This window comes from Frankia sp. AiPs1 (assembly GCF_023716945.1).
Lineage (GTDB): Bacteria > Actinomycetota > Actinomycetes > Frankiales > Frankiaceae > Frankia.
The window spans coordinates 1-1,431 of the sequence record NZ_JAMQQF010000933.1 but is presented as its reverse complement, the minus strand read 5'-3'; the positions used below and the strand labels follow the sequence as shown (position 1 = coordinate 1,431).

The following is a 1,431-nucleotide window of genomic DNA, read 5'->3' as shown; positions in this document are numbered from 1 at the left end:
GCGACGAGCAGGCCGGAGACCCCGTCGGCGACGGCGGTGCGCAGGCCGCCGACCGCGGCGGCGACCACCGGCGTGCCGCAGGCCTGGGCCTCCAACGCGACGAGCCCGAAGCTTTCGCTGTGGCTGGGGACGACCACGGCGGTGGCTGCCCGGTACCAGTGGGCCAGCTCGTGTTGCGGCGCCGGCGGCTGGAATCGGACGAGGTCGGAGATTCCCAGGTCCGCGGCGAGCTTGACCAGGGCGTCCGGCTGCTCCAGCCCGGAGCCGCTGGGGCCGCCGACGACGGCGACGGTCAGCCTCGAGCGGCGGGTCGGATCGCGGCGCAGCAGCTCGGCGGCGGCGTGCAGGAGCAGGTCCGGCGCCTTGAGCGGCTGGATCCGGCCGACGAACAGCAGCAGGTCGCCGTCCCGGTCGAGGCCGAGGCGCGCCCGCGACTGGGCCGGGTCGCCCGGCCGGAAGATCTCCAGGTCGACGCCCGGCGCGACGACGTCGACCCGGTCGGGAGCGGCCCCGTAGAGGTCGATGAGATGGCCGCGTTCGTCCCCGGTGGAGGCGATCAACCGGGTGGAGCCGGCGATGACCTCCTGCTCGCCGAGCAGCCGGCCGGGCGGCTCGGGGCGGTCCCCGACGGCCAGCGCACCGTTCTTGATCTTTGCCAGGGTGTGGGAGGTGTGCACGAACGGCACGCCCCATCGCCGGGCGACCGCGAGGGCGATCTGGCCGGACAGCCAGTAGTGCGAATGGATGATGTCGAAGTAGCCCGGCTCGTGTCCCGCCTCGGCGCGCAGCACGTCCGCGGTGAACGCGCACAGCCAGGCCGGCAGGTCCTCGCGGTGGATCTCCTCGAACGGCCCGGCGTCGACGTGGCGCACCGTCACGCCCGGGGCGAGCTCCGCCGAGGTCGGCAGCTTGCTGCTCACCGCTCGGGTGAACACCTCGACCTCGACGCCGAGCGCCGCGAGCTGCCGCGAGAGCTCCACCACGTAGACGTTCAGCCCGCCGGCGTCCCCGGTGCCCGGCTGCTCCATCGGCGAGGTGTGCATGGACAGCATCGCCACGCGCCGGGGCCGGGCGCCGCGGTCGGGCTCGACACGGGCCGCGGCACTGCTCCTGATCAACCGCACCGGGCACCTCCGCATCCATCCGTCTGGGTCGCCTGCCCGGCATGACCAACCCTGCACAGGACCAACACGACAACCACCGTTCTACCCGCCCCGTTGTCCGGTCAACTGGTCGCCCCCCCGCCCCGGCGCGGGCGACAGACCGTAGAAGGTGCTGTCATCGCAGGTCAGCGGGGTGCTTGCGGCGAGGCCGCGGGGCCAGCGGTCACAAAGCTGTAAGGAAACAGACGCGACGACGAGCCCCGGGCGCCGGCCCGACCGGGCGGTCGACCGCGGTCCGGCTCACCGCCGCCGCGCCGACGGCGTCGCC

1 protein-coding gene is annotated in these 1,431 nt (G+C 74.2%); it reads right to left on the bottom strand.

All coding sequences use genetic code 11. From position 1 onward, the window contains the following. Positions 1-1,139, bottom strand: a 1,139-nt coding sequence (gene mshA, locus ND748_RS31980; protein ID WP_374216091.1) for a D-inositol-3-phosphate glycosyltransferase, incomplete at its 3' end; no start/stop codon positions are given. Positions 1,140-1,431 lie beyond the last annotated feature (292 nt).